Raw genomic sequence first — 410 nt, forward strand, 5'->3', positions numbered from 1 at the left:
GACAAGAGCTAGAAAACTTGGTATCATATAAAAGTTGGGAAAAGCAGAAGTGAGAGCTTCTCGCCTTGTGACATTAAGTTGCCTGGCCCTACGGATGAAAAGTTTCTAAGAAACGCTATCATAACGTGCGGGCTTGTATATTTACGAGTCCGCTATTGTTTTTCTCTAATAAAACAAAAGAGGTGAAAACCATAGCAAAGCAAGACTTATTCATCAATGATGAGATTCGTGTACGTGAAGTTCGCTTGATTGGTCTTGAAGGAGAACAGCTAGGCATCAAGCCACTCAGTGAAGCGCAAGCTTTGGCTGATAACGCTAATGTTGACCTAGTATTGATTCAACCTTAAGCCAAACCGCCTGTTGCAAAAATTATGGACTACGGTAAGTTCAAATTTGAGTACCAGAAGAAG

Annotated in this window: 1 pseudogene and 1 other annotated feature; the pseudogene reads left to right on the forward strand. The window is 40.7% G+C overall.

Annotation, left to right across the window (positions count from 1 at the left end):
* Positions 1–35: 35 nt before the first annotated feature.
* Positions 36–167, forward strand: a sequence feature (ribosomal protein L20 leader region).
* Between the two features lie 15 nt (positions 168–182).
* Positions 183–410: pseudogene (gene infC / locus SMIDD26_RS10910) on the forward strand (translation initiation factor IF-3); the annotation flags it as partial.

It is taken from the genome of Streptococcus mitis (assembly GCF_001579035.1).
Classification (GTDB): Bacteria; Bacillota; Bacilli; order Lactobacillales; family Streptococcaceae; genus Streptococcus; species Streptococcus mitis_J.